The 25,664-nt window shown below is 64.2% G+C and carries 25 protein-coding genes; 13 read left to right on the top strand and 12 right to left on the bottom strand.

The features are described from left to right. Positions 1-128: 128 nt before the first annotated feature. On the top strand, positions 129-1,037 hold the full coding sequence (locus RR51_RS26885) for a LysR family transcriptional regulator (protein ID WP_039615272.1): 909 nt from the start codon (positions 129-131) through the stop codon (positions 1,035-1,037). Here RR51_RS26885 and RR51_RS26880 read toward each other — a convergent pair whose 3' ends face one another. Further along, positions 1,038-1,556: a DMT family transporter gene (locus RR51_RS26880; RefSeq protein WP_039615271.1), complete on the bottom strand. Its 519-nt coding sequence runs from the start codon at positions 1,554-1,556 to the stop codon at positions 1,038-1,040. 493 nt (positions 1,557-2,049) lie between these two features. Further along, positions 2,050-2,631, bottom strand: coding sequence for a hypothetical protein (locus RR51_RS26875; RefSeq protein WP_039615270.1), 582 nt, complete (start codon positions 2,629-2,631; stop codon positions 2,050-2,052). A gap of 226 nt (positions 2,632-2,857) precedes the next feature. Here RR51_RS26875 and RR51_RS26870 point away from each other — a divergent pair, with 226 nt between their 5' ends. Next, entirely contained in the window at positions 2,858-4,990 is a 2,133-nt protein-coding gene (locus RR51_RS26870; RefSeq protein ID WP_052261131.1) for a TonB-dependent receptor, read from the top strand. A 220-nt stretch (positions 4,991-5,210) separates the two neighbouring features. Next, the gene (locus tag RR51_RS26865; protein WP_003260568.1) at positions 5,211-5,510 is read left to right on the top strand and encodes a hypothetical protein; all 300 of its coding nucleotides are present in this window, start codon (positions 5,211-5,213) and stop codon (positions 5,508-5,510) included. 17 nt (positions 5,511-5,527) lie between these two features. Here RR51_RS26865 and RR51_RS26860 read toward each other — a convergent pair whose 3' ends face one another. Then, on the bottom strand, positions 5,528-6,340 hold the full coding sequence (locus tag RR51_RS26860) for a class I SAM-dependent methyltransferase (RefSeq protein WP_039615268.1): 813 nt from the start codon (positions 6,338-6,340) through the stop codon (positions 5,528-5,530). 281 nt (positions 6,341-6,621) lie between these two features. Continuing rightward, positions 6,622-8,808, bottom strand: coding sequence for an OsmC domain/YcaO domain-containing protein (locus RR51_RS26855; protein ID WP_039615267.1), 2,187 nt, complete (start codon positions 8,806-8,808; stop codon positions 6,622-6,624). Positions 8,809-9,197: 389 nt separating this feature from the next. Between RR51_RS26855 and RR51_RS26850 the strand changes: the two genes are divergently transcribed. From RR51_RS26850 to RR51_RS26835, 4 genes are all read left to right on the top strand, one after another. Next, positions 9,198-9,653, top strand: a complete 456-nt coding sequence (locus tag RR51_RS26850; protein WP_003259224.1) for a (2Fe-2S)-binding protein — start codon at positions 9,198-9,200, stop codon at positions 9,651-9,653. Next, positions 9,653-11,902: a xanthine dehydrogenase family protein molybdopterin-binding subunit gene (locus tag RR51_RS26845; RefSeq protein ID WP_039615266.1), complete on the top strand. Its 2,250-nt coding sequence runs from the start codon at positions 9,653-9,655 to the stop codon at positions 11,900-11,902. Before RR51_RS26850 ends, RR51_RS26845 begins: the two co-directional genes overlap by 1 nt. Positions 11,903-11,919: 17 nt before the next feature. Then, a complete protein-coding gene (locus RR51_RS26840) occupies positions 11,920-13,263 on the top strand; it encodes a c-type cytochrome (protein WP_039615265.1) in 1,344 nt (447 codons plus the stop codon). A 151-nt stretch (positions 13,264-13,414) separates the two neighbouring features. Continuing rightward, complete coding sequence (locus tag RR51_RS26835; RefSeq protein ID WP_039615264.1) at positions 13,415-14,434, top strand: XdhC family protein; 1,020 nt, start codon at positions 13,415-13,417, stop codon at positions 14,432-14,434. A gap of 21 nt (positions 14,435-14,455) precedes the next feature. Here the strand turns inward: RR51_RS26835 and RR51_RS26830 are convergent, their stop codons facing one another. From RR51_RS26830 to RR51_RS26815, 4 genes are all read right to left on the bottom strand, one after another. Further along, a complete protein-coding gene (locus tag RR51_RS26830; RefSeq protein ID WP_039615263.1) occupies positions 14,456-15,244 on the bottom strand; it encodes a substrate-binding periplasmic protein in 789 nt (262 codons plus the stop codon). Between the two features lie 166 nt (positions 15,245-15,410). Continuing rightward, positions 15,411-16,052, bottom strand: a complete 642-nt coding sequence (locus RR51_RS26825) for a LysE family translocator (protein ID WP_015270713.1) — start codon at positions 16,050-16,052, stop codon at positions 15,411-15,413. Between the two features lie 50 nt (positions 16,053-16,102). Further along, complete coding sequence (locus RR51_RS26820; protein ID WP_003259230.1) at positions 16,103-16,303, bottom strand: DUF1289 domain-containing protein; 201 nt, start codon at positions 16,301-16,303, stop codon at positions 16,103-16,105. A 5-nt stretch (positions 16,304-16,308) separates the two neighbouring features. Further along, on the bottom strand, positions 16,309-16,626 hold the full coding sequence (locus tag RR51_RS26815; protein WP_003259233.1) for a hypothetical protein: 318 nt from the start codon (positions 16,624-16,626) through the stop codon (positions 16,309-16,311). A 316-nt stretch (positions 16,627-16,942) separates the two neighbouring features. Between RR51_RS26815 and RR51_RS26810 the strand changes: the two genes are divergently transcribed. Continuing rightward, complete coding sequence (locus tag RR51_RS26810; RefSeq protein ID WP_039615262.1) at positions 16,943-18,691, top strand: BCCT family transporter; 1,749 nt, start codon at positions 16,943-16,945, stop codon at positions 18,689-18,691. Positions 18,692-18,755: 64 nt separating this feature from the next. Here the strand turns inward: RR51_RS26810 and RR51_RS26805 are convergent, their stop codons facing one another. Beyond that, entirely contained in the window at positions 18,756-19,235 is a 480-nt protein-coding gene (locus RR51_RS26805) for a VOC family protein (RefSeq protein WP_003259234.1), read from the bottom strand. Between the two features lie 206 nt (positions 19,236-19,441). Between RR51_RS26805 and RR51_RS26800 the strand changes: the two genes are divergently transcribed. Continuing rightward, the gene (locus RR51_RS26800) at positions 19,442-20,092 is read left to right on the top strand and encodes a TIGR04211 family SH3 domain-containing protein (RefSeq protein ID WP_039615261.1); all 651 of its coding nucleotides are present in this window, start codon (positions 19,442-19,444) and stop codon (positions 20,090-20,092) included. Positions 20,093-20,215: 123 nt separating this feature from the next. Here the strand turns inward: RR51_RS26800 and RR51_RS26795 are convergent, their stop codons facing one another. Next, positions 20,216-20,488: a hypothetical protein gene (locus RR51_RS26795; RefSeq protein ID WP_013973013.1), complete on the bottom strand. Its 273-nt coding sequence runs from the start codon at positions 20,486-20,488 to the stop codon at positions 20,216-20,218. A 106-nt stretch (positions 20,489-20,594) separates the two neighbouring features. Next, a complete protein-coding gene (locus RR51_RS26790; protein WP_003259239.1) occupies positions 20,595-21,503 on the bottom strand; it encodes a LysR family transcriptional regulator in 909 nt (302 codons plus the stop codon). A gap of 124 nt (positions 21,504-21,627) precedes the next feature. Here RR51_RS26790 and RR51_RS26785 point away from each other — a divergent pair, with 124 nt between their 5' ends. Further along, positions 21,628-22,362 carry an SDR family NAD(P)-dependent oxidoreductase gene (locus RR51_RS26785; RefSeq protein WP_039615260.1) on the top strand — a complete coding sequence of 245 codons (735 nt, stop codon included), beginning with the start codon at positions 21,628-21,630 and terminating at the stop codon, positions 22,360-22,362. Between the two features lie 17 nt (positions 22,363-22,379). Beyond that, positions 22,380-22,586 (top strand): tautomerase family protein, encoded by a 207-nt coding sequence (locus tag RR51_RS26780; RefSeq protein WP_039615259.1) that lies wholly within the window; start codon positions 22,380-22,382, stop codon positions 22,584-22,586. A gap of 117 nt (positions 22,587-22,703) precedes the next feature. On the opposite strand, the gene RR51_RS26775 is transcribed toward RR51_RS26780, so the two are convergent. After that, on the bottom strand, positions 22,704-23,585 hold the full coding sequence (locus tag RR51_RS26775) for a LysR family transcriptional regulator (RefSeq protein ID WP_025338802.1): 882 nt from the start codon (positions 23,583-23,585) through the stop codon (positions 22,704-22,706). 108 nt (positions 23,586-23,693) lie between these two features. On the opposite strand from RR51_RS26775, the gene argC reads away from it, so the two are divergent. Continuing rightward, positions 23,694-24,635, top strand: coding sequence for an N-acetyl-gamma-glutamyl-phosphate reductase (argC, locus tag RR51_RS26770; protein ID WP_039615258.1), 942 nt, complete (start codon positions 23,694-23,696; stop codon positions 24,633-24,635). Between the two features lie 79 nt (positions 24,636-24,714). Beyond that, positions 24,715-25,401, top strand: a complete 687-nt coding sequence (locus tag RR51_RS26765; protein ID WP_039615257.1) for a GNAT family N-acetyltransferase — start codon at positions 24,715-24,717, stop codon at positions 25,399-25,401. Positions 25,402-25,664: the final 263 nt, after the last annotated feature.

Genomic DNA, 25,664 nt, shown 5'->3' with positions numbered 1-25,664 from the left:
TTCGCAGCACAAGGCTGCTCCTACAGAACTTCACTAAACCAATGAGGCATGTGTTGTTCTATGAGAGCGGCCTTGGGCATTTGTTAAACTGATGAAAACTGTCGGACGCAACCAAGACCATTCGCAACATGGATGAACTACGCAAGATCGACCTCAACCTGCTGCTCGCTCTGCACGCCCTGCTGAGCGAAAAGCACGTCACCCGCGCCGCCCTGCGCCTGCACCGCAGCCAACCGGCGGTAAGCCACGCCCTGGCGCAGTTGCGCAAGCACTTCGACGACCCCTTGCTGGTGCGCCAGAACGGCAGCATGACCTTGACCGCCCGCGCCCAATCGCTGGCCAAACCGCTGCACGACGCCCTGGGCAACCTCAACGGCCTGCTGGCCGCCCCACAGTTCGAACCGGCCAAGGCCCAGCGTCGCTTCAGGCTCTCGCTGTCCGACTATTCCTCGCGGATCATCCTGCCACCCCTGCTGCGCCACCTGCGCCAGGTCGCGCCCGGGGTGGACCTGGCCATCAGCCAGGCCAGCCGCGAAACCATGCTGGCCCAGTTGCTCGATGGTGAACTGGACCTGGCCCTGGGCATCTTCCCGGACCTGCCCCAGGCCATCACGGCGCAGCCGCTGTTCACCGACAGCTTCATCAGCGTTGCCGACCGCCAGGTGCTACCGGCCAGCGGCGGCCTGGCCCTGGACGACTGGCTGGCCCGTCCGCATGTGCTGATGGCCATGCACCCGGATGCCTTCGATGAAATCGAACGCGCCCTGGCCGCGCAAGGCCTGCGTCGGCGGATTGCCCTGGCCTTGCCGCATTGGAGTGCGGCGGTCGAGGTGCTGGCCGGCACCGACCTGATCCTCACCGTGGCCAGCCGCGCGGTTGGCTCGCTGCACCAGCACAGGACATTGCGCCAGTTCGAGCCGCCACTGGCGATTCCTTCGTTCGATTACCAGCAAGCCTGGCATAGCCGCAAGGACGACGACCCCGGGCATCGCTGGCTGCGGGAAACCGTGTGGGCGTGCAGCCAGCCGGGGCGCTGATCAGCCTTCCGACTGTTTCTCCACGGCAGTGGCACTGGCCGGCGTGCCTGCTGCCCAGGTGCCCTGCACCAGCAGCACGCCGCAGAGGATCAGCACCACACCTGCCAACCTGGCCAGGTTGAGCGGCTTGCCCCCCAACCCCATCACCCCGAAGTGGTCTGCGACCACCGCCGTGATGATCTGCCCCGCCACCACCAGCACCAGGAATCCCGCCGCCCCAAGCCGGGGGGTGAGCGCAGCAGCACCGGCCACGTACAGCGCACCCAGCACACCACCAACCCACAGCCACCAGGGCCCCTGCAAGGCCTTGCCCATGTCCGGCGCCGGCACCCTGAGGATCAGCAGCGCGAAAATGACTACCAGCGAACTTACCGTCAATGACGTGAACGCGCCCCATAACCAATGCCCCAGCGCCCGGCCGACGGCGGCATTACCCGCAGCCTGGAACGGCAGCACGGCACCGGCAAGCAACGCCAGGGCAAAGGGAAGCACCAGAAGGCACAAGGTCTTGCTGAACATGGCAGTCCTCATTCGTGACAGATGTTCAGGCGATGATCGGGAAATTCCCTTTATCCATGGAAATCGAAAGTGTGCACGTACTTTATTCACCACATGGATACACGATCACGCAGCCCATTACCGGCAAGCCAGCGCCCACAGGTACAGCGCAGTCCTGAAGCCTGAGCCGTACCTATGAGAGCAACTGTCTTGCTCAAATTCTAAAAGTTGGCGCGATCTCTGTGGGAGATCGCCCAGTCCTTTGGGCTGCGCTGTCGCGTAAAGAACTGAATTCGCAAGCGGTACGCGTACCCTGTGGGAGCGGCTTTAGCCGCGAAGAATCCAACGCGGTGCATGGCACCGGCTGCGCCGGTGTTCGCGGCTAAAGCCGCTCCCACAAAGTCCCTGGCTTGCCGGCGATGGGCCGCACAGCGGCCCCAATCGATTAGCTGAAAGGGCATCAATGCAATGCGATCCCATAGGCGGGCAACCCACAGCCTGCCCCAATGAATGGTCAGCGCGAGGTTTCGACGCGCAGCACTTCGGTGTAGATCGCGTCGACCGTCTGGCCGACCTTGAGGTTCTTCATGCGTGCCTGCAGGTCAGGGTTCTCGACCTTGACCACCTGCAGCTTGCCCTCCGGCGGCAACAGGCTCACTTCATGCGTCTTGAGGTCGATCTTCTTGATCTGCGAGGTCACCCTGACCTGGCGGAACGCCTCGCCGCCCGGGTTGGGGTTGTCTGCGGTGGCGCGAATGGTACCGGACTCTTCAGTCGCCTTCGGTGCACCGCCCACCTCGGGATTCAGCACATAGGCCACTGCACGGGTCACGTAGATGTCGACTTGGTCACCCACCTTGAGGTTGGGCAGCGCCTTGGCCTTTTCCGTTAGCTGGAAGGTCACATCCTTCTTGTCGTCAGGGCCTTTCACCGTGACCTGGCGGCTGGCCAGGTCGATGGCCGTGACCTGCGTGGTGACGTGGCTTTCCAGCGCCTCGCTACCGATGGGAATACCGGCAGCCTGCACCGTGAAGCTGGCGGCGGACGCCAGGGTGGCAAGGGCAACAGCACGAGCGAGAGAGCGAATCGGATTCATAGGCCTGCTTCCATGTGATCAAGACCGGATGGGGGCGTGAAATGTTCACGCGCCAACAAGCATAGCCCTTGCCTGGCACATTGCCGGCCCTGCCCCTTGCGACGCGTTTTGTCGTTTTTTTGCCGAATGCACCATTGCAATAGCAAATGCGAACTCTTTACACTTGCTTTACATTTACAAATCATTACTATTCGTGACCTTCAAATACAACAAAGAGTCACCTGTAATGGCAAAAAAGTCTGTTGCACCAGCATCCATTTCCATGCTGGGCCTGCTGGTTGTGCCTGCTGTTCACGCGGCTGTCCAACCTGAATCGCAGGGTTCCCTCGCCTTGCCCGCCACTGCCGTCACCAGCGCCTACGAGCAGCAAAGCTACAAGGCCAGCGAAAGCCGCAGCGCCATGAAGATCGACGCCCCGCTGCGCGACATCCCGCAAACCGTCAACGTCGTGCCCGAAAGCGTGATCAAGGACCAGGGTGCGCAGTCTATGGAAGACGTGCTGAAGAACGTGCCCGGCGTCGGCCTGTCCAACGGCGACGGCCAGCGTGACCAGGTGACCATTCGCGGCTTCAGCGCCATTGGCGACATGTACATCGACGGCGTGCGCGACGACGCGCTGTACTTCCGCGACCTGTCCAACATCGAGCGGGTCGAGGTGATCAAGGGCCCTGCCGCCGTGCTGTATGGTCGCGGCTCTTCGGGCGGCCTGATCAACAGCATCAGCAAGAAGCCGAGCTTCACGCCCAAGCGCGAAGTCGGCATGAGCTTCGACAGCGAAGGCAAGCGCCGCACCCAGTTCGACACCGGCTGGGCCGACCCGCAAAGCAACCAGGCCTACCGCATGACCGGCGCCTTCGAAGACAGCGACACCTTCCGCGACGATGGCTATATCGACCGCAAGGCCATCGCGCCATCGGCCTACTTCCGCCTCTCCGACGACCTGGAACTGAACCTGGGCGCCACCTACCTGTACGACAAGCGCCTGATCGACTTCGGCATCCCGGCGCTGGGCAACCGCCCGGTAGATGTGGACCGCGACAAGCGCTTCGGCTCCGGCGATGCCGACCAGGACTACGCCCGCAGCGAAGTGTTCTCGCTGACTGCCAGCCTGGACTACCGCATCAACGACGACTTCACCCTGACCAACACCAGCCGGTACTACCGCTACGACCTGGACCGCAACAACACCTTGGCCGACAGCAGCCCGACGCGCTTCGTCACCGCGCCTGACGGCGAACTGCTGGTCAAGCTCAACCGTGGCAACGTCGCCCGCGACGAGTACGGCATGTTCAACCAGACCGAACTCAAGCAACAGGCGCAGCTTGCCGGCATGCAGCACAACCTGCTGTATGGCGTGGAAGTGGGCTTCCAGGACAAGCACCAGCGGGTGCTGAGCCAGAACAACGTGGCCCAGGTGCCGGTGTACCGCGACGCCCTGGTGCCGGTGCCGGAGCACGCCGCCAACCTGTCGTCCAAGGGCACCAACTTCCAGCAGACCGCCGGCCTGTATGTGCAGGACATGATCGAGCTGAACGAGCACTGGAAGGCCCTGGTCGGTGTGCGTTATGACATCTTCGGCCAGGAGTACGACGACGACCGCGCGCAGAACGTCGACCTCGACCGTACCGACAAGACCTGGAGCCCACGTGCCGGCCTGGTGTACCAGCCGGATAACATCCAGTCCTACTATGTGTCGGTCAGCCGCAGTTACCAGCCTTCGGGCGAAGTGTTCGCGGTCAGCCCGACCAACCAGCATCTGGAGCCGGAAGAAACCACCAACTACGAAATCGGCGCCAAGTGGGACCTGCTCGACAGCCGCCTGTCGGTGACCGCAGCGGTATTCCGCCTCGAGCGCACCAACATGAAGACCGCCGACCCGGCCAACCCCAACCTGACTGTGCTGGCCGGCGAACAGCGCACCGACGGTTTCGAAGCCACCGTCAGCGGGCAGCTCACGGACAAGTGGCAGATCTACGCTGGCTACGCCTACCTGGATGCCGAGATCACCAAGTCCAACAACAAGACCAATGGCGTGGCCAACGAAGGCCAGACTCCTACCCTGACGCCGCGTAACAGCGCCAACGTCTGGCTGGTGCGCACGCTGACCCCGGAATGGCGCGTGGCCGCCGGCGCCAACTACGTCGACGAGCGCTACACCGCACTCGACAACGTGGTGGTGATGCCGGGCTACACCACCTTCGACGCCGCGCTGCTGTACAGCGTGCCGCAGTGGGATGCCGCGCTGCGCCTCAAGAACGTGTTCGACCGCGACTACTATGCCTCCGCGCACGGTTCGGTTGACCTGATCACCCCGGGTGCACCGCGCACGCTGGAAGCCAGCTTCAACTACCGGTTCTGATCGTTGCCCCAGGCGCAAGGCCTTGCCATGGTGCGAGGCCTTGTGCTGCTTCTGATGCAACGCAAGCGTTCACCGCTTCGCTTGAATGCAATATCCTGTGCAGTGGATGGCACCGGCCTTGCCAGTGTTCGCGGCGCTTCGACGCCTCGGTAAACCCACTCCCACAGGGGCAGCACCTTGCTTGCGATCGCAGAGTCCTGCGCCTCGGTAAGGAGAGCATATGAGCAGTAAACCGATTCGCCCCTCCACGTCCTGGGCGCTGACCACCCTGCTCGCCTTCAGCCTGGCACTCACCGCCGGCTGCTCCAGCAAAGCCAGCAAGGCCAGGTACGCGACGCCGGCAACGGGCTCCAACTGCTTCGCCAAGGCCGTCCCCACCACCGGCGAAGGCGGCCTCGCGTGGGGCAATACGCTGAGCATTGCCCGACAGAAATCGCTGAACAACTGCGTGCGTTATGCAAGCCGGTCAGGAGGCACACCGAAGACTTGCCAGGTGGTGATGGCCAAGTGCAAGAACTGAGCGCTTGGCCCGTGGGCTCAACCTCGAATGATCACCACTTCAAGGTACTCGCTTGGCACCACCAACGACGACGAGCCGCCCACATTGCTTTCATTCAGCAACTGGGTCAGATCCCGCTCCAGCGCCCCGGCCGCTTCCGGCTCCAGCGAGGCAAACGCTTTGTGCACCGGCCCGTACCAGGTGCGGAACACCTCGATGAAATGCGCCGCCGAGCGATAGCGGAAGTTGAAGTGCTGGCGGCTGACCTTCAATTCGCCCAGCGCCCCCTCGAACATCACGCGCAACTGTTCTTCATCACCCCAGCGTGAAGGCGGCAGAGCCCCGGCTGGTGGCGGTACATGCCGCCCGAGGGTCTTGAACATCTGCCCGACGAACCCTTGCGGGGTCCAGTTGGCCAGACCGATCCGGCCACCGGGCCGGCACACCCGGCTCAGTTCGCGTGCGGCCTGGGCCTGGTCGGGGGCGAACATCACGCCGAAAGTGGACAGCACGGCATCGAAGGTGCCATCGGCAAACGGCAGCGCTTCGGCATCGGCGACCTGGAACACCACATTGAGGTGCTCGGCCCGCGCGCGTTCTTCACCGCGCTTTAGCAGTTCGGGCACATAGTCGGTGGAGGTGACACGGCAGCCGCGCCGGGCAGCAGCCAGGGTGGCATTGCCGTTGCCGGCGGCGACATCCAGCACCTGCTCGTCCCAGCGCAGGTCACAGGCTTCGGCCAGGCGTTCGCCAACCAGTTGCAGGGTGGTGCCGATTACCGCGTAGTCGCCACTGGCCCACGCGGCTTGCTGGCGGGCTTTGAGGGCATTGGTATCCAAAGGGGTGCTCATGGTCTGCGCCTTCTTGTTGTGCGCGGCCGAGGTCCTTCTGGCGGTCAACGCGCCATGGATCGAGGGGATGGGAGCAAAACGCTACGCGCCTGGCAGGCGAAGCGGCAAGACAGATTGGGGATAGCGGTTATTTGAAACCGATATATGAAGGCGATCGACGTCGCTGTAGGAGCGGCCTTGTGTCGCGATGGGCCGCAAAGCGGCCCCCGTTTTGGCATTGAAGCTGATATTGCCGGGGCCGCTTTGCGGCCCATCGCGACACAAGGCCGCTCCTACAGGAGTCAGGCGAACTTGGCCCGGGCCGCGTGCAGCTTCTTGTAGCTTTCGATCAGGCGCAGGTGGCGATCGAGACCTTCGAGCTTCATGCTGGTCGGGGTCAGGCCATGGAAGCGCACGCTGCCGTCCACCGAACCCAGCACCGCGTCCATGCGCGGGTTACCGAACATGCGGCGGAAGTTGGCTTCGTAGTCGTCCATTTCCAGTTCGTCGTCCAGCAGCACTTCCAGCACCACGTTCAGCGCCTGGTAGAACAGGCCGCGCTCGACGGTGTTGTCGTTGAACTGCAGGAACGCCTCCACCAATTCCTTGGCATCCTCGAAGCGCTGCACGGCCAGGCAGATCAGCAGCTTCAGCTCGAGAATGGTCAACTGGCCCCACACCGTGTTCTCGTCGAACTCCACACCGATCAGCGTGGTGATGGTGGTGTAGTCATCCACATCGCAGTTGTCCAGGCGCTTGAGCAGCAGCTTGAGGGAACGGTTGTCCAGGCTGTGGAGGTTGAGGATGTCGGCGCGGAACGACAAGGCGCGGTTGGTGTTGTCCCAGATCAGGTCCTCGACCGGGTAGATCTCCGAATAACCCGGCACCAGGATGCGGCAGGCGGTGGCGCCAAGGTTGTCGTACACCGCCATGTACACTTCCTTGCCCAGGTCCTCGAGGATGCCGAACAAGGTCGCGGCTTCCTGCACGTTGGAATCCTCGCCGTGGCCGGAGAAGTCCCACTCGACGAACTCGAAGTCAGCCTTGGCACTGAAGAAGCGCCATGAGACCACGCCACTGGAGTCGATGAAGTGCTCGACGAAGTTGTTCGGCTCGGTCAGCGCGTGGCTTTCGAAGGTCGGTTGCGGCAGGTCATTCAAGCCTTCGAAGCTGCGGCCCTGCAGCAGTTCGGTGAGGCTGCGCTCCAGCGCCACTTCCAGGCTCGGGTGGGCGCCGAACGAAGCGAACACGCCGCCGGTGCGCGGGTTCATCAAGGTCACGCACATCACCGGGAACTCGCCCCCCAGCGACGCATCCTTGACCAGCACCGGGAAGCCCTGCTCTTCCAGGCCCTGGATGCCGGCGACGATGGACGGGTACTTGGCCAGTACCTCCTGCGGTACATCCGGCAGGCACAGCTCGCCTTCGAGGATTTCGCGCTTCACGGCGCGCTCGAAGATTTCCGACAGGCACTGCACCTGCGCCTCGGCCAGGGTGTTGCCGGCGCTCATGCCGTTGCTGAGGAACAGGTTCTCGATCAGGTTGGACGGGAAGTACACCACCTGCTGGTCGGACTGGCGCACGAACGGCAACGAGCAGATGCCGCGCGCGGTGTTGCCCGAGTTGGTGTCGTACAGGTGCGAGCCACGCAGCTCGCCGTCCGGGTTGTAGATTGCCAGGCAGTGCTCATCAAGGATCTCGGCCGGCAGCGCATCGCGCGGGCCGGGTTTGAACCACTGCTCGTTCGGGTAGTGCACGAACGGCGCGTTGGCCAGGTCCTCGCCCCAGAACTGGTCGTTGTAGAAGAAGTTGCAGTTAAGCCGCTCGATGAACTCGCCCAGCGCCGAGGCCAGCGCAGCCTCCTTGGTCGCGCCCTTGCCGTTGGTGAAGCACATCGGCGACTGGGCATCGCGCACATGCAGCGACCACACGTTAGGCACGATGTTGCGCCACGAGGCGATCTCGATCTTCATCCCCAGCCCGGCGAGGATGCCCGACATGTTGGCGATGGTCTGCTCCAGCGGCAGGTCCTTGCCGGGGATGTAGGTGCTGGTGTCCGCCACCGGCATCAGCAAGCCCTGGGCATCGGCATCGAGGTTGTCGACCACTTCGATCACGAACTCGGGGCCGGTCTGCACCACCTTCTTCACCGTGCAGCGGTCGATGGAGCGCAGGATGCCCTGGCGGTCCTTCTCGGAAATATCCTCGGGCAGTTCGACCTGGATCTTGAAGACCTGGTTGTAGCGGTTTTCCGGGTCGACGATATTGTTCTGCGACAGGCGAATGTTTTCGGTGGGAATGTCGCGGGTCTGGCAGTACAGCTTGACGAAGTAAGCCGCGCACAAGGCCGAAGACGCCAGGAAATAGTCGAACGGCCCCGGGGCCGAGCCATCACCCTTGTAGCGGATCGGTTGGTCGGCGATCACCGTGAAGTCGTCGAACTTGGCTTCGAGACGGAGATTGTCGAGAAAATTGACCTTGATTTCCATGCGGGATTACCGTGATTTAAACGTGCAAAACGAAATTGGCCGGCATTATCCGGGTTTTCGCTGCGGAAGTCCTCCTCACCTCCAAATGCGCTTTCTTGTAGGAGCGGCCTTGTGTCGCGATGGGCCGCAAAGCGGCCCCTTACAATACTGCATGCTGCCAAGATCCTGGGGCCGCTGCGCGCCCCATCGCGACACAAGGCCGCTCCTACAGGCGATAGCGCACATCGCCGCTTGCGCATTTCACCGAATTGCTTGCCTGATCCTCTGAACCTGCCCCCGTCAGCAGACCGGCGGTCACCCCGCTGTGCTAGCGTTTCTGCACTGGGGAGCACCGTATTCCCCGATCACAAGAAACCAAGCGACAGCAACCGTTGACGGGCAGGTGAACCATGGAACTACGCATCAACCAGAAGACCTACCAGGTCGAGGCAGACGCCGACACGCCCCTGCTGTGGGTGATCCGCGACGACCTGGGGCTGACCGGCACCAAGTATGGCTGCGGCCTGGCCCAGTGCGGCGCCTGTTCGGTGCTGGTGGACGGCAACGTGGTGCGCGCCTGCGTCACCCCGGTGGCCGGTGTGGTCGGGCGCGAGGTGACCACCATCGAGGCGATCGAGGCCGATGCCGTCGGCAAACGGGTGGTCGCGGCCTGGGTCGAGCACCAGGTGGCCCAGTGCGGCTACTGCCAGTCCGGCCAGGTAATGGCGGCCACGGCGCTGCTCAAGCACACGCCCAAGCCCAGTGACGCACAGATCGAGGCAGCCATGGTCAACCTGTGCCGCTGCGGCACCTACAACGCCATCCATGCTGCCGTGCATGAGCTGGCCCAAGGGGAGAAGGCCTGATGAACACACCAGTCGATACCCCCGCCGAACTGCTCAAGCTGCAACTGGGCGAAACCGTCAACCTGTCGCGTCGGCGCTTTCTTGCCGGCACGGCTGTCGGTGCCCTGGTGCTGGGTTTCGGCCTGCCCATGGGCTCGGCCCGCGTGCAGGCAGCTGCCGCGGCAACCCCGGAGCGCGGCACCCAGGTGCCGGCGTTTCTGGAGATCCGCCCGGACGGCAAAGTACGCCTGCTCAGCCCGTTCATGGAAGGTGGCCAAGGCCCCTTCACCGCCATGGCGCAGATCGTGGGTGAAGAGCTGGACGTCGACCCGGCCAATTTCGTGGTCGACAGCGCGCCGCCCGGCGAAGCCTATGTAGTGATGGAAAACGGCATGCGCATCACCGGCGGCAGCATGTCGGTGCGCATGAGCTACCCGACCATGCGCCGCCTGGGCGCCCTCGCCCGGGCCATGCTGCTGCAGGCGGGTGCCGAGCAGCTGGGCGTGCCGGTCGAAGAACTCTCCACCACGCCGGGTCACGTGGTACATACCACGACTGGCCGCTCCATTCCCTATGGTGAACTAGCCGGGCGTGCCATGGACCTGCCGGTGCCGGACCCGGCCAGCGTCAAACTGCGCGACCCCAGCCAGTTTCGCTGGATCGGCAAGCCGGTACGTCGCCTGGATGCCTACGACAAGTCCACCGGCAAGGCGGTGTACAGCATCGACATCAAGGTCGACGGCATGCTCCACGCTGCCGTGCAGCACGCGCCACGCCTGGGCATGACCGTCGGCAGCCTGCGCAACGAAGACCAGGTCAAGGCCATGAAAGGCGTGCATTCGGTGCATCAGCTGCCGGGTGCCGTGGCCGTGGTTGCCGAACGCTGGTGGCACGCCAAGCGCGCGGTCGAAGCCATCCAGGTGGACTGGAAGGAGCCCGCGGCCGACAGCCCGGTACGGCCAATGCCGGCCGACTTCTCCAGCGATGGCTGGCGCGAGCACCTGGCCACGGTCACGGGCCCGGCGCGCGATGACGAAAACCAGGGCGACGTGGCCGGCATGCTGGCCAATGCCAAGACCCGGGTCGAGGCAACCTACCATAACCAGTACCTCAACCACGCCCAGCTGGAGCCGCCGTCGGCACTGGCGCGCTTCAACCCGGACGGCACCCTGGAGGTGTGGCTGCCCAACCAGGCGCCGGACATGTTCCGTGACGACATTGCCAAGCGCACCGGCCTGGCCCCGGCACAGATCACCCTGCATTCGCCGTTGCTGGGCGGTTTCTTTGGCCGCCACTTCCTGTACGACTCGGCCAACCCCTACCCACAGGCCATTGCCTTGGCCAAGGCGGTCGGCCGGCCGGTGAAACTCATCTGGAGCCGCGAGGAAGAATTCCTCCGCGATGTGCTGCGGCCGGTCGCCGTGGTGAAGTTCCGCGCCGGGCTGGATGCCGACGGCCTGCCGGTGGCCCTCGAAGCCGTGAGCGCCACCGAAGGCCCGACCGAGGCCCTCGCAGGCAAGCAAGGCGAAAAGCTCGACCCGACCGCGCTCGAAGGCCTGTCGGGCAAGTCCTACGCCATCGCCAACAAACGTATCGCGCAGATCTACGTGAAAGGCCCGGCCATGCTCGGCTACTGGCGCTCGGTGGGCAACTCGCTGAATGACTTCTTCTATGAGTCGTTCCTCGACGAACTGGCCGACAAAGGCGGCAAGGACCCGTTCGAACTGCGCCTGCACCTGCTGCGCGACAACCCGCGCCTGACCAACCTGCTGCAGGCCGTCGCCGAGCTTTCCGGCGGCTGGAAGCGCGGGCCGTTCACCGCCGAGGATGGCAGCAAGCGGGCGCGTGGCGTGGCCATGGCCTCGCCGTTCGGCTCGGAGGCAGCGGTCATTGCCGAGGTGTCGATCGAGAACGGCCAGGTCAAGGTGCACGACATCTGGCAGGCCATCGACCCGGGCAGCATCGTCAACCCGGCGATCATCGAGCATCAGGTCAACGGCGCCGTCGCCCTGGGCCTGTCGCAGACACTGCTGGAAGAAGCGGTGTACGTGGATGGCAAGCCGCGCGCGCGCAACTACGACCTGTACCCGATCCTGCCGCCGTCGCGCATGGCCAGGGTGCATGTGCGCATTGTCGAAAGCGGGGCGAAGATGGGCGGCATCGGCGAGCCACCGTTGCCCGCGGTGGCACCGGCGGTAGCCAACGCAGTCGCGCAGCTGACCGGCCAGCGCGTGCGCAGCCTGCCATTGAGCCGCCATACCTTCAGCTGAGCACACAAGGACGCCCCATGACCCATCGTTTCGCAAGAACCGCTGGCTGGCTGGCGCTGCCGTGCCTGGTCGCGGCAGGCCTGCTGGCCTGGTACGTCACCCGCGAGCCTGCCTCGCCATTTGCCGATGCGCAGGCCACCACCGCCGACCCGGCGCTGGTCAGCCGTGGCGAGTACGTAGCCCGCCTCAGCGACTGCGTGGCCTGCCACAGCCTGGCGGACGGCAAACCGTTCGCCGGCGGGCTGGAAATGGCCACCCCGCTAGGGGCGATCCACGCCACCAACATCACCCCCGACCGCGACACCGGCATCGGTGGCTACAGCCTGGCCGACTTCGACCGTGCCGTGCGCCAGGGCGTAGCGCCCGGTGGCCGACGGCTGTACCCGGCCATGCCCTACCCGTCCTACGCCAAGCTCAGCGATGACGATGTAAAGGCGCTGTATGCCTTTTTCATGCAAGGCGTGCAGCCGGTACAACAGGCCAACCTGGCCAGCGACATTCCCTGGCCGCTGAACCTGCGTTGGCCCATCGCCTTGTGGAACGGCGTGTTCGCCGCCACCACGCCCTACACCAACCAGGCCGGGCAGGATGCCCAGTGGAACCGCGGCGCCTACATCGTCCAGGGCCCAGGCCACTGTGGCAGCTGCCATACGCCGCGCGGCCTGGCCTTCAACGAAAAGGCCCTGGATGACAGCGGCAAGCCGTTCCTCGCTGGTGCCCTGCTCGATGGCTGGTATGCACCGAGCCTGCGTGCCGACCCCAACACTGGGCTGGGGCGCTGGAGCGAAGCCGAGATCGCGCAGTTCCTCAAGACCGGGCGCAACCGGCATGCGGTGGTATTCGGTTCGATGACCGAGGCCTTCAACAACTCCACGCAGTTCATGAGTGACGACGACCTGGCCGCCATCGCCCGCTATCTGAAGTCACTGCCCGGCGACCCGCAACGCGACGGTGCGCCATGGCAATACCAGGCCGAAACGACGGCGGCGCGGCTCGACAGCCCTGGGGCGCATACCTATGTAACCCGCTGTGCGTCGTGCCACGGCCTGGACGGCAAGGGCCAGGCCGAATGGATGCCGCCTTTGGCCGGCGCTACTTCGGCACTGGCCAAGGAAGACGCCTCGGCGATCAACATCACCCTCAATGGTTCGCAGCGGGTGGTGACGGCCGGGTTGCCCGATGCCTATCGCATGCCGGCCTTCCGTGAGCAACTGAGTGACCAGGAAATTGCTGATGTGCTGGGTTTCGTGCGCAGTGCCTGGGGGAACAATGGTGGCGCGGTGAATGCGCAGGCGGTGGGCAAGTTGCGTGGGCATACCGACCCGGCCAGCAGTAGCCCGATCATTTTGCATATGCGATGAATTTGGTGGCTGTACCGGCCTCTTCGCGGGTGAACCCGCTCCCACAGGATTTGCACCACCCCTAAGACCTGTGCAGTACCTGTGGGAGCGGGTTCACCCGCGAAGAGGCCGGTACAGCCACCCTTGAACACCAGGCTTTACCGGAGTACCCATGGAAAGCATCGACCTGCTGGTCCTGCGCACCACCCGAGATTGGCTCGCCGCCGGCCATCGCACCCTGCTCGCCACGGTCGCCCGCACCTGGGGTTCCTCCCCCCGCCCGGTGGGCTCGATGATGGCCCTGCGCAGCGACGGCCGTGTGGTCGGCAGTGTCTCTGGCGGCTGCATCGAGGACGACCTCATTCACCGCTACACCGGTGCCTACGGCGGCCCCGGCATGCCCAGCGGCCTGCCCCAGGTGGTACGCTATGGCGTCAGTGCCGACGAGGCCCACCGCTTTGGCCTGCCCTGTGGCGGTACCCTCGAACTGGTGCTGGAATTTGCCCCGTCGTTGCAACACCTCGAACAACTGCTCGCCGGCCTCGACGGCGGCAGCCTGGTACGGCGTGGGCTCGACCTGCGCAGCGGTGAAGCCAGCCTCAGCGCCACCACCACGCCCGAACTGTTCAGCTTCGATGGCCGGCACATGCTCAGCACTCTGGGCCCCGGCTACCGCCTGCTGCTGATCGGTGCCGGCGCGCTCGCCGAATACCTGGCGACCATGGCCCTGTTCAATGGCTTCAGCGTTTCACTGTGCGACCCGCGCCCCGAGTACACGGCAGGCTGGAACGTTGCCGGCGTCAACCACCTTGCCGGCATGCCGGACGACGTCGTCCGCGCCTTCGCCCCGGACCTGCGCAGCGCCATCGTCGCTGTCAGCCACGACCCCAAGCTGGACGACCTGGCACTGCTCGAAGCGCTGCACAGCCCGGCGTTCTATATCGGTGCCATCGGCTCACGGCGCAACAGCCAGCTGCGCCGCGAGCGCCTGATCGAACACTTTGGCGAAAGCGAAGCGTCGTTGCAGCGCCTGCACGGCCCTATCGGCATTTATATCGGTAGCAAGACCCCGGCCGAGATTGCCGTCAGCGTCATGGCCGAGATCCTCGCGGCGAAGAACGATGTCACCCTGCCCGGCGCATTCAGCGTGACCCGGGCCAAGGAAGCCGAGCAGCTGGCACGGTCCCTGTAGGAGCGCATGCCAGGCTGCTATTTATTGCCAACGCTCCAGGTTTTGCTGCACCAGTTGCTCCGGCAACGCCCCGGCAACGATCTTTTCCATCTCCCTTGTCAGTGCCTCACGCAGCTTCGGCTGATTGCAGGGCGAGTCATGCGAAAGCGCCAGGTACAGCCCTTCGCTGGATACCGGTGGTTCCAGCACCTGTAAATTGTCGGCAATCCCCAAGGTGCGTGCCAGCGCCAAGCCGGGATACTGCTCGTACACCACGTAATCGCTGCGCTTGTGCATCAACTTCTCGAATGCCTGCCTGGCACCGGGTACCGCTTCGAGGGTGAGGTTGGTCCTGGCGTAGTCGTCGAACTGCTGGCCGTGACTGTTGTTGACCAGCGTGCCGCCTTTGCGGCCCTTCAGGTCGGCCCATTGCTGGTAGGCAAAGGTATTGTCCTGGCGCACCCAGATAACACTTGGGGTATACAGGAATGCCGGGGTAATGAAGTCCATCTGCTGCTGACGGGTCTTGGTCAGGAAGTACCCGGCCATCAGGTCGATCCGGCCCGTGCGCACTTCTTCCTGGGCGCGCGACCACGGCCCGCCGTAGACCACCTCGATTTCCAGCCCCAGTCGTTTGCCCAGGTACTTGAGCAGGTCGGCATTGGCACCGATCAGTTTCTGGGGGTTTTGCGGGTCGCGCCACAGGTAGGGGGGGTATTCCGGGTTGCCGGTGGCAGTCAGCCGCCGGCATTCCTCATGCGCTACCGCCGCCAGCGGCAGCAGCAGGCACGGCAACAGCAGCAAGGCGTGGCGAAAGCAGCGCTCGATCATCGACAACCCTCGGCACATGTGACATCCGCAGACCCGGAGCGGCGGCCAATGGTTGCCACGTCCTGTGGTCGACTGCAGCACCCATCTGTGCGTGCTGCAGACAGTCTGGACCATGTATGGCCATCAGGTTGGCCTTTTATCGGCCAGATGGAGCGCCCCTCGTACTTCAGGCCCCCTGTCGGCGCATCGCCAGGATTGCCGCGCCAAAACCGATAAAGGTAGTGCCCACCACCCGGCTCACCCAGCGCGACAGGGACGGCCGGGTCAGCACGCCCTTGGCCCGCGCCGCCAGTGCGGCATACAGGCTCAGCGAAACCAGCGACAACGCTACGAATATCCCGGTCAGGATCAGGAACTGCGGCAACAGCGCCGCCCCCTGGTCGATGAACTGCGGGAACAGCGCGGTGAAGAACATGGTCGCCTTGGGGTTGGTCACTGCCGTGAGGAAGGCCGACTTGTATAGCTTCAGCGGCGTGGGCCGAACCTTGGCCACACCCTCTGCGTCGCCCTGCGCCAGCATCGGGCTCTTTTTCAGCAATTGCCGCGCCCCCAAATAGAACAGGTAGCCCGCCCCCAGGATCTTCACGGCGTTGAACAGCATTTCGGAACTGGCCAGCAGCGCGCCCAGCCCCAGCATGGCGGCTGCCGACAGGCAGAACAGGCCCGAGCCATTGCCCAGCGACGACCAGATCGCGCTGCGCTGGCCATGGGCAAGGCTGTTGTTGATGGCCATCAGGGTGGCAGGGCCGGGGCTGGCGATCGCGATGGCAGCGACCAGGGTAAAGGCAAACAGCGAGTGAGAATCCATTTTCAGGCTCGTCAGACAATCAGGAAAAATTGCGCACAGGGTGCGCAGATTCAGTCGCCATTCTGCCGCTTGGCCGCCTTCTTGGCGATAGCCTTCATCCGCGTTGCCGCCCGCTGCACGGTGGCCATCTTCTCGGGGCGCTTCATGCCCCGCCATTTGCGAATTTCGTCACGGCTGCGACCGCAGCTCACGCACAGCTCGCTATTGAGCTGGCACAGCGAGACGCAGGGGTTGTCGATGTCTTTGGCCATGCCGCTCAGCCGGGCATTTCAGCCTGCGCGCGCTCGGCGGCAGCGTGGAACACCTGGCGTACTTCTTCGGCCTTGACCTTGGTGACCGACCTGGCAGCCAGCAGCTCGTCGACCACGCGCAAGCCCTGTTCCAGGGCGGTGGCCAGTTGCTCGCGGTCGGAGGCGTCAGCGATATCACCCAAATAAGGAGCGATGAGATACACGTAACGGTCCTGCAGCTTGAGCGCTTCCAGCGCGTCGAGGGCTTTCTGGAACCGATCGGCAGCGGCAGGGCTCATGCTCAATTTATCGAAATGAATCAGGCTCACACGGTCAGTGGCCATCTGGACGAATCTCCGTTTCCTGGTACGGCCAGGCCCACAAGCGGCAGCGCTTCTACGATGCCCGGATGTGCAGGCCTGGGTAATGCCCACAGGGTACCAGAACCCGAGGCAGAAAGGGCCATCGCCCCCAGAACTAAAAGTATCTGGCAGGTCGCGTAATGGACGTCCCGGGGCGTTATCGGGACAGGAGCCGCCGTTTAGTGCGCAGGATAATCCCGCCAGCAATCTCCCCGCCGAGGCAGTCATCGAACTCGGTAGCCCACACAAAACTACAAGCCTGCACCAGCCGGTAAGCCAGAAAGGGGCCTCATCATTCATGGCAAAGGAACACATCACCGAAACGCTCGACCTTGGCGTGACGGATCCCTCGAAAACCGCGGAAGCACGCCAGGACCGGCGTTTCGAGGGCAAGATCGACTGGATCGTCTTTGGTTTCACCAGCCTCCTGGCCATCGCTTTCGTCCTCTGGGGCTTCCTCAACCAGGCAAGCCTCGCCAGCAGCGCCTCCAGCGCGCAATCCTGGGTCATTCTCAACTTCGGCTGGTTCTTCGTGCTCACCTCCACGCTGTTCGTGGTGTTCGTGCTGTGGCTCGCCGCCAGCCGGTACGGTCGGGTCCCGCTGGGCCGTGATGGCGAACAGCCAGAATTCCGCACGGTGTCGTGGGTGGCGATGATGTTCAGCGCCGGCATGGGCATTGGCCTGATGTTCTTCGGCGTTGCCGAACCGCTGTCGCACTATGTATCGCCACCACCAGGGACGGCCACCGGGCAGTCCAGCGAAGCGATGCAGGTGGCCATGGCCACAACGTTGTTCCACTGGACCTTGCACCCCTGGGCCATGTACGCCATCGTCGGCCTGGTGATTGCCTATGGCACCTTCCGCCGCGGCCGCTCGCAGCTGATTTCCGCCGCCTTCCGGCCGTTGATCGGCAAGCATGCCAACGGCCCGCTCGGCCGCCTGATCGACATGATGGCGATCTTCGCCACGCTGTTCGGCTCGGCGGCCTCGCTGGGCCTGGGCGCGCTGCAGATTGCCGGTGGCCTTGAATACAACGGCTGGATCGAAAGCCCCGGCAAGCTGTTCTACATCTCGATCATCACCCTGCTGACCATTGCCTTCGTTACCTCGGCGGTGTCGGGCATCGGCAAGGGCATCCAGTGGCTGTCCAACACCAACATGGTGCTGGCGCTGGTGCTGGCGGTGTTCGTGTTCATGGTTGGCCCGACCCTGCTGATGCTCAACCTGCTGCCAACCTCGATCGGCATCTACGTCAAGATGCTGCCGGAAATGATGGCCCGCACCAACGCCAGCGGCGGTGAACAGATGAACAACTGGCTGGCCGGCTGGACCGTGTTCTACTGGGCCTGGTGGATTTCCTGGACGCCGTTCGTGGGCATGTTCATCGCCCGCATCAGCCGCGGCCGCACCATCCGCCAGTTCGTTACCGGGGTGCTGCTGGTACCGAGCCTGGTCAGCCTGGTGTGGTTCACCATCTTTGGCGGCGCGGGTATCGACGCCCTGCGTGAAGGCGCCTTCCAGCTGGCCAATGGTGCGGTCAACAGCAACCACGCGCTGTACCAGTTGCTGGACAGCTACCCGCTGGCCTCGGCGACATCAGTGCTGGTGATGGTTCTGGTGGGTATCTTCTTCGTCTCCGGTGCCGACGCAGCCTCGCTGGTGATGGGCACGCTGTCGGAACACGGCACCACCACGCCATCGCGGCGTACGGTGATCTTCTGGGGCGCGCTGACCGGTACGGTGGCGGCGATCATGCTGGCAATCGGCGACCCGCGCGATCCCGGCGAGGCACTGACCGGCCTGCAGAACCTGACCATCGTCGTGGCCCTGCCGTTCGTGGTGGTGATGGTGCTGCTATGCCTGGCGCTGTACCGCGACCTGCGCAAGGACCCGATGATGCTGCGCCACCTGCGCGGCAACGAACTGATCGAGAAGGCAGTGCTGTATGGCGCGGTGAAGCATGGCGAAGAGTTCTACATCGTGGTGCAGGAGAAGAAGGCTTCGACCAAGCCGGCGTCGGCAGAGGCCGAAGTGACCGGCAACTGACCTGGCAACTTTGTGGAATCGGGGCTGCTGCGCAGCCCCGATCAAGATGCCTTCACTGCCGTGATCAGCCCTTCAACGCCGCCTCTATCCTGGCCACATCGATCTTGCCCATCTGCATCATGGCATCAAACGCCCGCTTGGCCGCCGCCCGGTCGGGGTGGCCGATGGCTTCGATGAGGATGCGCGGGGTGATCTGCCACGAAATCCCCCATTTATCCTTGCACCAGCCGCAGACACTGGCCTCCCCGCCGTTGCCGACAATGGCATCCCACAAGCGGTCGGTCTCGGCCTGGTCCTCGGTGCTGACCTGGAATGAAAACGCCTCGCAATGCGTGAAGGCCTTGCCTCCGTTGAGCCCCACGCAGGGAATACCCATGACGCTGAACTCCACGGTAATCACGTCACCCTGTTTCCCGGATGGATAATCAGCAGGTGCCTGATGCACCGCTATCACTGCCGTGTCAGGGAAGACGCTGGCGTAAAAGTTCGCGGCCTCCTCGGCGTCGTTGTCGTACCAGAGGCAGATTGTGTTCTTGGCTGTCATGGTCTTGTTCCAAGAAAGGGTGTGAGCCTTTGAGTCTAGTCTCACAGTCGCCGGTTGAAGTCCTGCAACATCCTGCAGACATTTCCGACATCAGGTAGTGAACCTGCTGACAAAAAAACGGTCTTTCGCTGACGGTCAACCCACCGACCGGTTCATCGGCCCAGTCACCGGGCCTACTTTTTGTCCTGTTTCAGCGAAGACCCAACATGCCCGATTCCCGCCCAACTGCTTCCGCCCTCACTGCCCTGCGCGGCGGCCTGATCGCCACCCTGGTGGCCCTTGCCGCACCGGTGCTCGCCGAAGAGCCTGCCAGCGATGCACGCTGGGTCAGCGACAGCCTGAGCACCTATGTGCGCAGCGGCCCCACCGATGGCCACCGCATTGTCGGTACGCTCAAGTCCGGGCAGAAGCTGACCCTGATCGGCAGCCAGGGCAACTACAGCCAGGTGCGCGGGCAGAACGGCGATGTGGTGTGGATTCTCAGCAACGACCTGCAGTCGGTGCCAGGCCAGGGCGAGCGCCTGCCGCAGCTCGATGCCCAGGTCGCGGACCTGACCGGGCAGTTGAAGAACATCGACGACAGCTGGAAGAACCGCGTGCAGGGCATGCAGGAAACCCTCGATTCACGCAAGAAGCTGATCGACGAACTGGAAGCGCGCAACCAGGCGCTGAATGAACAGCTCGACCAGAGCCAGTCGCAGCTGCGCGATACCCAGGCCCGCCTGGGGGACGAGAACAAGCAGGTGATGATGCGTTACATGGTGTATGGCGGCAGCATTGCCGGCGCGGGCTTGCTGGCGGGGCTGATCCTGCCGGCTCTGACCCGTGGGCGCAGGAAGAACGATCGCTGGTTCTGAAGACGGCGCCAGCCTGCGCTGGCCTCTTCGCGGGTAAACCCGCTCCCACAGTAACCACGCTGGCCTTGAGCCTGTTGGAGATACTGTAGGAGCGGGTTTACCCGCGAAGAGGCCAGCAAGGGCTTACTTGCTACGTGCCTTGTTGTAGATAGTCTTGGCTTGGTCCGCCGAGGCCTGACACTGAGTCATATCGCCCTTGCTCTGAGCATCCTTGGCATTTTGCAAGTGGACTTTGAAGTCATGGGCCATGCCGCCATGCATTGCCTGGCCACTGGCCTTTTCGAAATCCTCAAGCTCCTTGATCTTGGCCGCACAGTTGCTCGCCGGGTCTGCGTGTGCGGCAAAACTGAGGACCGAGGCAATCACCAGCAAAGGTATGCATTTAGTGGATTTCATGGAGCGTTCTCCTGGAAAACCTGAGGGGTCGTCGAGATGACACTGGCTCGACGCAGCAAACAGCATAGTCGGCCATACGCCCCGGCGCCTCGGCTCAGCCCGGGGGCTATGCCCCCTCGGCAAACAGGAAATCGATGAACACCCGCACCCGCAACGGCATGTGCCGGGCCTGGGGGTAGATCAGCATGAACGGCCGCGAGGTGCCGCCAAACTCGGCGAGCACTTCCACCAGTTCGCCACTGGCCAGTGCGTCCTGCACGGTAAAGCGGTAAGCCTGCATCAGCCCGCCGCCGTGGCGCACCAGCGTGGCGGTGGCGAGGAAGTCGCCCAGGCAGGTGAACCCACCCTGGGTTTCGATCTCCACCTGCTGGCCATCCTGAAGGAAGCTCCACGGCGGGCGGCGGCCACTGCTGGGCAGTTCGAACTGGATGCACTCATGCTGCAGCAAGTCGTGCGGTGTTCGTGGCGTGCCGGCACGGGCCAGGTAGCCCGGCGTGGCCACCACCACCAGTTCGGCATCTTCCAGGCGACGCGCCACCAGCCGCGAATCGGCCGGCTCGCGGCCACGAATGGCCAGGTCGAACGGTTCCTCGGCAAAGTCGACGTTGCGGTTGCTGACATGCACATCCACCTGCACCTTGGGGTAGCGCTGGCGAAACCGCGGCAGCAGCGGCAACAGCCGGTGATGAGCATAGGGCGTGGGTGCACTGATACGCAGCCGACCGCTCGGCTCGACCTGCCCGCCCGTGACCTGGCGCTCGGCCTCCACCAACTGCCCCAGTGCCTGCCGGCATTGCTGATAGTAGGCCTGGCCGGCTGCGGACAGGCGCATCTGCCGGGTGGTGCGGACGAACAGGCGCACACCCAGGCGCTCTTCCAGGCGCGCCACGCTGCGGCTGACCGCCGCCGGGGTAACGCCGGCTTCCGTGGCCGCAGCGGTGAAGCTGCCGCTGTCGGCGGCCAGGCAGAACAGTTCCAGGCTGCCTAGTTGCAGGTCATCGAAATGGCGGGTCATGTTGGCTCGATTGATTACATGATGTATCGATTGAAATGCCCAGCGCCTCATTTTTCAAGTTCTGATTGCAACCTACAGTGGCTTCACACCGAGCCCATGGCTCGCTTCACTGGAGATCATGCACATGAACACACCACGCACCGTCATCATTACCGGGGCCTCGAGCGGCCTGGGTTTCGCCCTGGCCGAGGCCTTCCTCGAACGCGGCGACAACGTGGTCGGCAACGCCCGCAGCCAGGCCCGCCTTGAGCAAGCCGCCGCCCGCCTCGGCAACCCATCGCGCTTCATCGGCGTGGCTGGCGACATCGCCGAGCCGGGCACGGCGCAGCGCCTGTTCGCCAGCGCCGAGCAAGCCTTTGGCGGGGTTGACCTGCTGGTCAACAACGCCGGCATCTTCATTGCCAAGCCGTTTGCCGAGTACAGCGAAGCGGATGTCGACGCCCTGGTCGGCACCAACCTCAAGGGCTTCTTCTACCCGGCCCAGGAAGCGGCGCGGATCATGACCAGGCAAGGGCATGGGCAGATCATCACCATCACCGCCTCCATTGCCTTGCAACCGGACACCCGCGTGCCGGCCCTGCTGCCGGTACTGGTCAAGGGTGGCCTGAACCAGGCGGTGAAAGGCCTGGCACTTGAACTGGCAGCCAGCGGCGTGCAGGTGAATGCGGTGGCGCCGGGGATCATCGAAACACCGCTGCATGGCGGCAACACACAAGGCATGGGCGCGCTGTCACCCAGTGGCCGCACCGGCTTGCCACAGGATGTCGTGGATGCAGTGTTGTACCTGGCCGACTCACGCTTCGTCAGCGGCGTGATCCTGCCGGTGGATGGCGGTAGCACCGCTGGCACCTGGCATTAACCGAGGAGCGAGCAACCATGCCTTATGTCCATATTCGCGTGACCGATGAAGGCGTCAGTGCTGAGCACAAGCGCCAACTGATCGAACAGACGACCCGCATGCTGGAGCAGGTGCTGGGCAAGCCGCCGGCCAGTACCTTTGTGGTGATCGAGGAGGTGCCGACCGATAACTGGGGGGTTGGCGGGGAGACAGTGACTGCGGTGCGGGCCCGAGAGCGGGGTTGAAGCTTGGGGCCGCTGTGCGGCCCTTTCGCGACACAAGGCCGCTCCTACAAGAGGTCGCGTTCCCCTGTAGGAGCGGCCTTGTGTCGCGAAAGGGCTGCAAAGCAGCCCCCAGGGCCCTCACTGGCGCAACCGCTCCAACGCCTGCAACACATACCCCGTGGCCCGCTCCACCTGCCCTTCCCGGCAGGCAATGCCCAGTTGTCGCCACAACCCCGGCCGCAGCGGCCGGCGGGCAATGCGCCGGTCCAGCTCGGCCGACTCCCCCTCCTGCGGCAGCAATGTCGCCCCATACCCGGCCCCGACCAGGCTCTTGATCGCATCGTTGTAGTTCAGCTCGATTCGCGGCTCAGGGTACAACCCCGCTGCCGCGAACCACTCGCCGGTCACCCGCGAAAGCTGGGTGCTGCTGTCGTTGAGGATCAACGCCCGCTGCGCCAGCCAGGCCGGCGTGACCTTGGCCGGTGGCTGCCAGTCGGCCGGCACGTAGGCCAGGATCGGGTCGCGCCGCCAGGGCGTAACCGCAAGCCCTTTACCGGCCACCTGTGGCAAGGCCACCAGGCCGATATCCAGCGTGCCCTCGCGCAGGCGCGCCAACGAGGCCTGGGAGGTCAGCACCTGGACCTGCACATCGATCCCTGGGTGCACCGTACGCAGGTGCTCCAGCGCCTGCGGCAGCAAGTGGGCGATGGCACCGGTGGAGGCGCCCAGGCGCACCCGGCCGGTCAGGCCCTCGACCTGCCGGCGCACTTCATCCAGCGCCAGGTCGGCGTCGGCCAACAGGCGGCGGGCACGGGCCAGCAGGGTTTCGCCGATGACCGTGGGCCGCACCTGGCCGCGGGTGCGGGTGAGCAACGGTGCGCCAATGCGCGCTTCCAGCTCGGCCACGTGCAGGCTGATGGTGGGCGGTGCCAGGTTGAGCTGGCGGGCGGCTTCGGCAAACGAGCCCAGGTCGGAGATGACCACCAAGGTGCGGAGGCGATCGAGGCTGATTTCGCGCATGGGCCAATCTCGTTCAGAAAGGATGAATATATCGATCATCATATTCAAATTTTCTTTACCAGAGCCACAAGCGAGCATAGGCCATCCCTACCCGACCGGACTTTGACCATGCACACACCTGTTGTCTTCATCGACGGTGACCAAGGCACCACCGGCCTGCAGATCCATGCCCGGCTGCAAGGCCGCAGCGATCTGCGCCTGCTGACCCTGCCCGAAGCCGAACGCAAAGACCCGCAACGCCGCCGCGAGGCAATCAACAGCGCCGACATCGCCCTGCTGTGCCTGCCCGACGATGCCGCCCGCGAGGCCGTGGCGGCGATCCACAACCCGCAAGTGCGGGTGATCGACGCAAGCTCCGCGCACCGCACCAGCCCAGGCTGGGTCTATGGCCTGCCGGAACTCGACGAGCAGCAAGCCGAGCGCATCGCGCACAGCAAGCGCGTCAGCAACCCCGGCTGCTACCCCACCGGCGCCATCGCCCTGTTGCGCCCACTGGTCAAGGCCGGCCTGCTGCCAGCGGATTACCCGCTGAACATCCACGCCATTTCCGGCTATTCCGGTGGTGGCCGCGCCGCAGTCGAACGGCATGAACAGCCCGCCGCCGGCAAAAACCCGGCCCTGCAACTGTACGGCCTGGAACTGGCGCACAAGCATGTGCCGGAAATCCAGCAGCACGCCGGGCTGTCGGCGCGGCCGATGTTCATGCCCGGTTACGGTGCCTACCGCCAGGGCATCGTGCTGAGCATCCCGCTGCAGTTGCGCCTGCTGCCCGGCCAGGTCAGTGCCGAACAGCTGCAGGCCTGCCTGCAGCAGCACTACCAGGGTGCCCGCCACGTCCAGCTGATGCCCCTGCACCAGCACGGCGCAGCGCCGAACCTCGACCCCGAAGCTTTGAACGACAGCAACGACCTGCGCCTGGCGCTTTACGCCAACCCTGAGCATGGCCAGGTGCTGCTGACCGCAGTGTTCGACAACCTCGGCAAAGGTGCCTCCGGTGCGGCGGTGCAAAACCTCGACCTGATGCTCGGTGCATTGCAGGTACAAGGCTGATTGGCAAAAACGGTTAGACTGTACAGCCCGCGCCCGCATGGCGCGGGCCGTCCATCTACCCGCCGGAGCCCGCCCCCCGATGTTCATCCTGAGCCGCCTCGACAGCGTGCCGCCTGAATCCTTCCAGAACCAGATCCGCGAACTGGTGATCCACCACGTCGGCGAACTGAGCAGTGTCGCCATCAGCGCCGACAACCCGCTGTACCCGCTGTACCAGTACGGCGTCGGCATGGAGGTGCACCAGTACCTGCAAGCACTGGACGGCACCCGCGGCCTGGCCGTGGCGCTGACCCTGGCGCTGGATGCCGAAGAGCCAGACCAATTGCTGGGGTTTGCCCTGTCGCTGCCGGCCGAGGACGATGAACAGGCGTGCGCCCTGGCGTTCCTGGCCGTGCGCGCCAGCCATCGACGCCAAGGCATCGCCCGCGCCCTGCTGGGCGACCTGCAGGCACGCCATGCCTGCGTCGAGCTGAATGCCTTTGCCAGCCAGGTACCGTGGTTCGAGGCGATGGGCATGCAGGTGGTGGCCGCCAATGGGCCGCAGGTACTGATGAGCAGTACCGGGCGGGCTAGCGGCGCGCTGATCGGGCGATTGGATATTGCGCCGATCTACCAGACGGCGGAAGTGATGCAGATCCATACCTACCTGCTCAACCAGCAGGGTGAGGATGCGATGATCGAAGCGGAACAGATGCGGGATGAGCGGCTGGACGAACTGACCGCTCAGGCCCGAGAGTGTGTACGGCAGCGCAAGACCGTGCATTGACCCAAGGACCTGTGGGAGATTGCCCAGCCCTTTGGGCTGCGCTGTCGCACAGATAACTGAATTCGCAAGCGATCCTCGTACCCTGTGGGAGCGGCTTTAGCCGCGAAGAATCCAACGCGGTGCAGTGGCACCGGCTGCGCCGGTGTTCGCGGCTAAAGTGAACTGGCCTAATGATTTTGGACACCTTCATCGGGCGTTATGATGGCGCCCAATTGGAGGCAATATCAGTGCGTAAATCTTATTCAAGAGAGTACAAAGTCCAA

Source organism: Pseudomonas sp. C5pp (assembly GCF_000814065.1).
GTDB classification, from domain to species: Bacteria; Pseudomonadota; Gammaproteobacteria; order Pseudomonadales; family Pseudomonadaceae; genus Aquipseudomonas; species Aquipseudomonas asiatica.
The sequence above is the reverse complement of the archived record's forward strand: the minus strand, read 5'-3'. Positions and strand labels throughout refer to the sequence as shown.